7 protein-coding genes and 1 pseudogene are annotated in these 8,068 nt (G+C 65.0%); 5 read left to right on the top strand and 3 right to left on the bottom strand.

The genetic code is table 11. From position 1 onward, the window contains the following. Nucleotides 1–81 (top strand): annotated as a pseudogene (locus A5906_RS44305) (helix-turn-helix domain-containing protein); the annotation flags it as partial. A 9-nt stretch (nucleotides 82–90) separates the two neighbouring features. Here A5906_RS44305 and A5906_RS13025 read toward each other — a convergent pair. Together A5906_RS13025 and A5906_RS13020 are read right to left on the bottom strand one after the other, a co-directional pair. Next, the gene (locus A5906_RS13025) at nucleotides 91–1,323 is read right to left on the bottom strand and encodes an aminotransferase-like domain-containing protein (RefSeq protein WP_080135600.1); all 1,233 of its coding nucleotides are present in this window, start codon (nucleotides 1,321–1,323) and stop codon (nucleotides 91–93) included. Nucleotides 1,324–1,443: 120 nt separating this feature from the next. Next, nucleotides 1,444–1,971 carry a DUF3124 domain-containing protein gene (locus A5906_RS13020; protein ID WP_080135599.1) on the bottom strand — a complete coding sequence of 176 codons (528 nt, stop codon included), beginning with the start codon at nucleotides 1,969–1,971 and terminating at the stop codon, nucleotides 1,444–1,446. A gap of 67 nt (nucleotides 1,972–2,038) precedes the next feature. On the opposite strand from A5906_RS13020, the gene A5906_RS13015 reads away from it, so the two are divergent. The 4 genes from A5906_RS13015 to A5906_RS13000 all read left to right on the top strand — a co-directional run bounded on the left by A5906_RS13015 (nucleotide 2,039) and on the right by A5906_RS13000 (nucleotide 7,440). Continuing rightward, nucleotides 2,039–3,769, top strand: coding sequence for a cation:proton antiporter (locus tag A5906_RS13015; protein ID WP_080135598.1), 1,731 nt, complete (start codon nucleotides 2,039–2,041; stop codon nucleotides 3,767–3,769). Between the two features lie 189 nt (nucleotides 3,770–3,958). Then, nucleotides 3,959–5,035 carry a 3,4-dihydroxy-2-butanone-4-phosphate synthase gene (gene ribB / locus A5906_RS13010; RefSeq protein WP_080135597.1) on the top strand — a complete coding sequence of 359 codons (1,077 nt, stop codon included), beginning with the start codon at nucleotides 3,959–3,961 and terminating at the stop codon, nucleotides 5,033–5,035. Between the two features lie 140 nt (nucleotides 5,036–5,175). After that, nucleotides 5,176–6,390 carry an acyl-CoA dehydrogenase gene (locus A5906_RS13005; RefSeq protein ID WP_036004014.1) on the top strand — a complete coding sequence of 405 codons (1,215 nt, stop codon included), beginning with the start codon at nucleotides 5,176–5,178 and terminating at the stop codon, nucleotides 6,388–6,390. Between the two features lie 132 nt (nucleotides 6,391–6,522). Next, nucleotides 6,523–7,440 carry an MBL fold metallo-hydrolase gene (locus tag A5906_RS13000; protein WP_080135710.1) on the top strand — a complete coding sequence of 306 codons (918 nt, stop codon included), beginning with the start codon at nucleotides 6,523–6,525 and terminating at the stop codon, nucleotides 7,438–7,440. Nucleotides 7,441–7,575: 135 nt separating this feature from the next. On the opposite strand, the gene A5906_RS12995 is transcribed toward A5906_RS13000, so the two are convergent. After that, a partial coding sequence (locus tag A5906_RS12995) for a DUF1499 domain-containing protein (protein WP_136615205.1) occupies nucleotides 7,576–8,068 on the bottom strand: 493 nt, incomplete at its 5' end.

The raw sequence follows: 8,068 nt of genomic DNA, 5'->3' as shown, positions 1-8,068 counted from the left end.
GCGGGCAAAGGCAACGTCTCGATCGTCCTGTTGCTGCGGCTGGCCTCGGCGATCCACAGCAGCCAGCCACAGGCGGCGTGACGCTGCCCTTCAGGCTCGCTTCTCCACATTTGCGCTGCGGGCCGGCACGCCGAACTCCTTGCGACATACCTCCGCGAGGACGGCGACACCCTCGCGGATCTGCTGATGCGTCGGACTTGCAAAGCAGAGCCGCAGGCGCGAGCTGGAATGGACCTTGTTGGTCGACCATTCCGGCCCCGGATTAATCGAGACGCCGGCGGCGAGCGCAGCCTGATAGAGTTTGAGCGCATCGACCTGCTCGGGCAGCTTGACCCAGAGGAAGATGCCGCCTTTGGGCTCCTCGAACTCGGCCGCGGTGCCGAACTGCTCGTTCAGGGCCTCCATCAGCGTGTCGAGTTTGGTGCGCAGCGCCTTGGTCAGCGCCGGCACGTGGGTCGAGAAATGCGGCTTGCAATAGGCCGCCAGCACCATCTGCTCCAGCGCGCCCGAGCCGGCATCGGTCTTCAGGGACAGCATCCGCGACATCACATCCCAGGGTGCGACGACGAAGCCGACGCGCAGCGCTGGCGCGATCGACTTCGAGAACGAGCCGATATGGATCACGCCGCCGTTCGGGCTCATGGCATAGATCGCCGGCGGCCGCTGGCCCGACCAGACCAGGTCGGCATAGCAATCGTCCTCGAAGATCGGCACGCCGTATTCGGCGGACAGCCGCAGCAGTTCGACGCGGCGGCTCTCCGGCATGATGCTGCCGGTCGGGTTCTGCACCGTCGGGATGGTGTAGATGTATTTCGGCCGGATGCCGCGGCTCTTCAGGTCGGCCAGCGCCGTGGCCAGCGCGTCCATGCGCATGCCGTCCTTGTCGAGAGGGATGCCGACGACATTGACGCCCAGTCGTGCGAGGCGGGTCAGTGAGCCCTGATAGCTGTCCTGCTCGAAGATCACAGTGTCGCCGCGCGTCAGCAGCGTGTTGTTGACGAGGTCGAGTGCCTGCAGCGAGCCCGAGACGATCAGGAGATCGTCGACCGTGCAGTTGATGCCGGCATCACGCTTCAGTTTTGACACCAGGAATTCGCGCAGGGGCAGGTAGCCCTGCGGACCGTGGGCCAGCCCGTAAGTGGCGAGCGAGCGACCCTCGCGCCGCAGCACCGTGCTGGTCGCTTCGATCAGCTCGTCGAGCGGCACCTGCTCGGAATCGTTGTTGCCGCCGACAAAGCTGTATTTGGCAAGGCCCGTCCAGCGCGCGGTCGGGGCCGGCAGCCCCGCGGGAAACAGGGGGGCGAAATCGAAGCTGGACGTCATGGGAGCGTTCCTCGTCTTGTTTTTGTTGAGCCGGCTGGCGTTGCGCCCGCGGCCTTACCTGTTGCCAACCGTCGCGGGGTGGACGGCCGATTTTTTTAGGGCCGTCCTTGTCGGACGGTCTTAGTTCTTTTTGGCCGTCCTTGTCGGACGTCCCTGGCTGATGAAAGCGTAATGCGCATTGGCGACGCCGCCAACCATCAAGGCCTCGACGACGGGCTCGGAGATGTCGCCCGTGGCGGCCCAGTCGACCATGAAATTGGCGCCTGTGCCGCCGCGCACGTCGTCAGTCGGGATGAAGATGGAGACGGTGGCGAGGGGCCTCAAGGCCACCGGCGCCTTCAGATAGCTCTCGACCTGCTTGCCCGCGGTGTCGAAATAGGCGATGCGTTTGAGGACCAGTGCTTGCGTCTCTGAGGCGTTGTGGACACTCAATGTCACCGAGAAATCGACGCGCAGCTTGCCCTGGCTCATCGCAACGCTGGAATAGGCCGGCACGTAGAATCCGCCGGACACGGCGAGCTCCTCCTTCGGCAGCGCGGTGAGCGAATCGGCAAAGTTTTGTTCGATATTGACCTTGGATTGCGCGGCGGCCGGCGGGGCGGACGCGAATGGACCCAGCAGTGCCATCAACCAGAGCACGATCCGCATGTGACGAATTGCTCGCTTGCCGCGCCGCAGCCCGCCACTAGGGTGCGGCAAAACGGACCAATCTGGCATGCATGAGCTCATTCGCGACATCACACTTTGTATCCTGTTTGCCTGGGGGCTGGGCCTTTTGGCCCACTTCTCCCGGCAACCGCTGATCCTGGCCTACCTTATCGCCGGCTTCTGCATAGGTCCATTCGGTGCCGGCTGGGTCAAGTCGCAGGAATCGATCAGCGTCATCTCAGAGCTCGGCCTGATCTTCATGCTGTTCATGATTGGCCTCGAGATCGACCTGAAGAAGATCGTGCGGGCGGGAAAGGTGATCCTGTTCGCGGCGGGCGGCCAGCTCCTCGGCGGCTGCCTGCTCGGGGTGCTGTTCTTCGTCGGCATCGGCCTGTCGCTCGGCGGGGGACATTTCGACGCGATCTATCTCTGCGTCGCCTGCGCGCTGTCGAGCACCGTCATCATCGTCAAGGTGCTCTACGAGAAACGCGAGCTCGATACGCTGCCGGGCCGCATCACGCTCGGCGTCCTGGTGCTGCAGGACATCTTCGCCATCCTGTTCCTGGCGGTGCAGCCGAGCCTCGCCAATCTCGAAGTCACCGTCATCCTGCTCTCGATCGGCCGCGTCGCAGTGCTGGTCGCGGCTGCGCTCCTGGTCAGCCGTTACGTGCTGCCGCGCTTGTTTCACCAGATAGCCCGCCGTCCCGAATTGATCCTGCTCGGTGCGCTCGCCTGGTGCTTCCTCGTCGCCGAGACCGCCGAGCGGTTGTCGCTGTCGCGCGAGATGGGCGCCCTGATCGCCGGCGTCTCGCTCTCGACCTTTCCCTATGCGCTCGACGTCACCGCCAAGGTCACCACGCTGCGGGACTTCTTCATCACGCTGTTCTTCGTCGCGCTCGGCATGACCATTCCCGTGCCAGGCCTCTCCGTGATCGGGCTTGCCTTGCTGATCGCCGCGTTCACGGTGGTGAGCCGGCTCGTGACGACCTTCACGCCGCTCTACCTGATGAAGCAGGGGCTGCGCGCCAGCCTGTTGCCGGCGCTCAATCTCGCGCAGATATCGGAATTCTCGCTGGTGGTGATCCAGACCGGCGTCACCGACCACCACATCGCAGCCGAGACCGCGAACGCGACTTCCTTCGCCTTCGTGGTGCTGGCGGTGCTCTCGACCTTCGCGATGAGCCGCAGCGACGAGATCACCCGCTGGGCGATCGGTCCGCTGAAGCGGATCGGCCTGCGCGATCTCGACCATGGCAATGGCCATGCCGAGGAGAGCCACGAGAGCGGTCATGGAGAGGCGCGCCGCATCGTGATCCTCGGCTTTTTCCGTGCGGCGAGCGCGCTGCTGGCCGAGATCGAACGGCAGGCTCCAGTGCTCCTGGAGCAGATCACCGTGGTCGATTTCAACCCCAATGTGTACCAGACCCTGCTTTCACGCGGTCTGCACGTGATCTACGGCGATATCAGCAGCGCTGACACGTTGCTCCATGCCGGCGTCGGCAAGTCCGAGATGATCATCCTGAGCGTGCCGGACGCGCTTCTGAAGGGTGCCAGCAACGAGAAGCTGGTCCGTCACGTCCGCACCCTCAACCCGACCGCCATGATCGTTGCCACGGCCGATTTGCTGTCGGATGTCGGCGAGCTCTATGCGGCCGGCGCCAGCTACGTCACGGTGACCCGGCTCAGCGATGCTCATGAGCTGTTTACCGTGATCGAAGCTGCCCAGGCCGGCCTGCTCGCCGATAAGCGCGCCGAGCTCGATCAGCGGCTCGGCGAGCGGCGCGAGGTGCTGCCCTGACGGGGCCCGACCGTCTTCCGTCCGGGCCGCGCGCGCCTATATCCCTGGTATCTTCGGTGCAAGCCTGAGGCCTTCGGGCCGGCCCGCCGTCAGGCATATGCGGTTGCGTCCAGGACACTAGCGCTTGGGGCCAAGTCCGGCTAAGGCGTCCGGCAAGCCTCCGGCCCCATAACCGATAGAGATTGGGAAATGCCCGATACCGTCCAGGAAGTCTTGCAGGCCTTTGCCAGGGGCGAGCTCGTCGTCGTCACAGATGACGAGGACCGCGAGGGCGAGGGCGACCTGATCGTCGCCGCCTCGCTCTGCACCGCCGAGAAGATGGCTTTCATCATCCGCCATACCTCCGGCATCGTCTGCGCCCCCGTGACCACCGAGGACGCCCGTCGGCTGCGGCTCGATCCGATGGTGGCCCACAACGATTCCGCGCACACCACCGCATTCACGGTCTCGATCGACTACAAGCCTGACGGCGGCACCGGCATCTCGGCCGAGGAGCGCGCATCGTGCTGCCGCGCGCTCGCCAATCCCAATGTCGGCGCCCACGACTTCGCCCGGCCGGGCCACATCTTCCCGCTGATCGCCAAGGACGGCGGCGTGCTGCTGCGCTCCGGCCATACCGAGGCGGCCGTCGACCTCTGCAAGCTGTCCGGCCTGCCGCCGGTCGGCGTCATCAGCGAGCTGATGAACGACGACGGCAGCGTGATGAAGGGCGAGCAGGTCGCCCGCTTTGCGGCCCAGTACAAGCTCAAGCACGTCACCATCGCGGACATGATCGCCTACCGCCAGGCGCGCGAGAAACTGATCGAGCGGGTCTCGACCTTCGTCACGGAGAGCCCGATCGGTCCCTTGCAAGGCTATGCCTACCGCTCGCCGTTCGACTCCATCGCCCACGTCGCCTTCGTCTACAACGGCGTCGGCGACGGCAAGAACGTGCTGACGCGCTTCCACAAGCCGAACATCGTCAAGGACACCTTCACCGGCCACAAGCGCATGGCCGCCGTGCTCGAGCATTTCAAGAAGACCGGCCGCGGCGTGCTGGTCTACTTGCGCGACGGCGCCGCCGGCGTGCCCGTGTCCCCGCTGCCGGACGAGACCTCGACGGAGGCGGACCGCAACCGCCAATGGCGCGAAATCGGCGTCGGCGCGCAGATTCTGCGGGATCTCGGCGTCACCTCGATCCGGCATCTCACCTCGTCCGTGCACGACTACAAGGGCCTGTCGGGCTTCGGTATCGAGATCGTCGCCAACGAGCAGCTCGAGAGTTAGCGCTGTCATATCGGGGTGCGCGAGGCGCATCCCCGGGATTCGCGCAGACCCGTACATCTGCAACGCAATTGCACTTGTTGCCGCGGCGCTTTAATTTGTCGGGCAATTTTTAGACGGAACCAGACGCGAAAGGACGTTTCATGAGCGTGCGCCCTCAGGCCAAGGACAAGCCGGCTGCGGCTTCTTTCCAGTGGGACGATCCGTTCCTGCTCGACGAGCAGCTGACCGAAGACGAACGCATGGTGCGCGACACCGCCCGTGCTTATGCCCAGGACAAGCTGCTGCCGCGTGTCTCCAAGGCCTACCTGGAAGAGAAGACCGACCGCGAGATCTTCAATGAGATGGGTGAGCTTGGCCTGATCGGCATCACGCTGCCGGAGGAATACGGTTGCGCCAATGCGAGCTACGTCGCCTATGGCCTTGTCGCGCGCGAGATCGAGCGGGTCGATTCCGGCTATCGCTCGATGAACTCGGTGCAGTCCTCGCTGGTGATGTATCCGATCTACGCCTATGGCGACGAGAACCAGCGCAAGAAGTACCTGCCGAAGCTCGCCAGCGGCGAATGGGTCGGCTGCTTCGGCCTGACCGAGCCGGACGCCGGTTCCGATCCGGCCGGCATGAAGACCCGCGCCGAGAAGGTCTCGGACGGTTATCGCCTCACCGGCAGCAAGATGTGGATCTCGAACGCGCCGATCGCCGACGTGTTCGTGGTCTGGGCCAAGTCGGCGGCGCACGACAACCAGATCCGCGGCTTCGTGCTGGAGAAGGGCATGAAGGGCCTGTCCGCACCGAAGATCGGCGGCAAGCTCTCGCTTCGTGCCTCGATCACCGGCGAGGTCGTGATGGACGGGGTCGTGGTTCCCGAAGACGCGCTGCTGCCCAACGTCTCCGGCCTCAAGGGTCCGTTCGGCTGCCTCAACCGCGCCCGTTACGGTATCTCCTGGGGTGCGCTCGGCGCCGCCGAGGACTGCATGCATCGCGCCCGCCAGTACACGCTCGACCGCAAGCAGTTCGGCAAGCCGCTCGCCGCGACCCAGCTGGTGCAGAAGAAGCTCGCCGACATGGAGACCGAGATCGCGCTCGGCCTTCAGGGCTCGTTGCGTGTCGGCCGCCTGATGGACGAGGGCAAGTTCGCTCCCGAGATGATCTCGATCATGAAGCGCAACAATTGCGGCAAGGCGCTCGACATCGCCCGCACCGCCCGCGACATGCATGGCGGCAACGGCATCTCGATCGAGTATCACGTGATGCGCCACGTCCATAACCTCGAGACGGTCAACACCTACGAGGGCACCCACGACGTCCACGCCCTGATCCTTGGCCGCGCCATCACGGGCATTCAGGCGTTTTTCTGATTGCGTTCTTCGTCATTCCGGGGCGATGCGAAGCATCGAACCCGGAATCTCGAGATTCTCAGGTGCGCAAGGGCGCACCTGAGTTCGCCCTTCGGGCGCCCCGGAATGACGTCAAAGAACAAAGAAGAAGCGATGTCCGACAACGACGACGTCCCGTTCAACCGCAACTTTCCGCTTAAGCCTGGCGTCGTCGAGGAAGTCCGTCCCGGCGTGCGGCGCGTGCTCTGTAACAATCCGAGCCCGTTCACCTTCACCGGCACGGTCAGCTACATCGTCGGCACCGGTAACGTCGCGATCATCGATCCAGGTCCAGACGATGCGGCGCATGCGGCTGCGCTGCTCGAGGCCGTGCGCGGCGAGACCGTGACCCATATCTTCGTCACCCACACCCACCGCGACCATTCGCCGAACACCGCGCGGATCAAGCAGGCGACTGGCGCTCCGGTCTACGCCGAAGGCCCGCACCGCGCCTCGCGCCCGCGCTTCGAGAGCGAGAAGCACAATCCGGAATCCGGCGTCGATCGCGATTTCGCGCCTGATATCAGGATCGCCCATGGCGACGTCGTCGAGGGGGCCGGCTGGCGGCTCGAGGCGGTGGCGACGCCCGGCCACACTGCCAACCATCTCGCTTTCGCCTGGCCGGAGCGGAAATTCAACTTCGTCGGCGATCACGTGATGGGCTGGTCGACCTCGATCGTGGCGCCGCCCGACGGCTCGATGATCGACTACATGGACTCGCTCGATCGTCTCGCCGCCCGCGAGGAGGATCTCTACTTCTCCGGCCACGGCCCCGAGATCCCGGACGGCCCGCGCTTCGTGCGCTTCCTGATCCGTCACCGCAAGGCCCGCGAGGCCTCGATCCTGCACCGCCTCGCCAAGGGCGAGGCCGACATCCCGACCATGGTGCGCGCGATCTATATCGGCATCGATCCGAGGCTGACGACGGCTGCCGGCTATTCCGTGCTGGCGCATCTGGAAGACCTCGTCGCCCGCGGCGTGGTGGCGACTGATGGCGATCCCGTGATTACCGGGACGTACCGGATGGCCTAGCCCGTCATTCCGGGGCGCGCGTCAGCGCGAGCCCGGAATCCCTCGGGCCGCAGCGTTGGTGGATGAATGGATTCTCTGACGCGCAATTGCGCATCATAGCTCGATGCTGCGCATCGCCCCGGAATGACGGTGGGGCTATTTCTTCACCGTTTTCGCCGGTGCCTTTGGCGGGGCCACCGGCGTCTTCTTCACCGGCTTGAGCGCGTCAGCATCGGCGGCGGTGTTGAGGTCGTCGATGAATTTCGTCACGCGTGCGGCATTGCTGCCGAGATCGCTCTCGAAATAGCGCGAGGCGGAGCGGATATCGACGCGAGAATCCTCGCCGTCCGGCACGATCCTGATCGAAATGTCCTCGCGCAGGCCCATGATCGGCGTGCGGGCCACCGCCTCGATGCGGCCGATGCGGCGCGGCGGCTGCGGCGCGCGCTCATCGATGACGAGCCATTTGCGCTTGATGACGAGCTGGCGTGCGATCGCATAGGCGCGGTCGACCGGGATCTCGAGCTCGATCGGCTCGATATTGGGGTAGAAATGGCGCTGCTGCTCGGCCGAGTAGAGGCCGGCATAGACGGCGGTGTTGGCGCCGTCGCCGGCGCGAAGGGGGGCCAGCGCCTCGAAGCGCGGCGGG

The sequence above is a fragment of the Bradyrhizobium sacchari genome (genome assembly GCF_002068095.1).
Taxonomy (GTDB): Bacteria; Pseudomonadota; Alphaproteobacteria; order Rhizobiales; family Xanthobacteraceae; genus Bradyrhizobium; species Bradyrhizobium sacchari.
This window is presented reverse-complemented; position numbering and strand designations above follow the sequence as displayed.

What these genes read in the sequence shown, in the direction of transcription:
- ribB (WP_080135597.1), top strand. Translation starts at nt 3,959, where the DNA reads ATGCCCGATACCGTCCAGGAAGTCTTGCAGGCCTTTGCCAGGGGCGAG.
- A5906_RS13005 (WP_036004014.1), top strand. Translation starts at nt 5,176, where the DNA reads ATGAGCGTGCGCCCTCAGGCCAAGGACAAGCCGGCTGCGGCTTCTTTC.
- A5906_RS13000 (WP_080135710.1), top strand. Translation starts at nt 6,523, where the DNA reads ATGTCCGACAACGACGACGTCCCGTTCAACCGCAACTTTCCGCTTAAG.
- A5906_RS13020 (WP_080135599.1), bottom strand. Translation starts at nt 1,971, where the DNA reads ATGCGGATCGTGCTCTGGTTGATGGCACTGCTGGGTCCATTCGCGTCC.
- A5906_RS13025 (WP_080135600.1), bottom strand. Translation starts at nt 1,323, where the DNA reads ATGACGTCCAGCTTCGATTTCGCCCCCCTGTTTCCCGCGGGGCTGCCG.
- A5906_RS13015 (WP_080135598.1), top strand. Translation starts at nt 2,039, where the DNA reads ATGCATGAGCTCATTCGCGACATCACACTTTGTATCCTGTTTGCCTGG.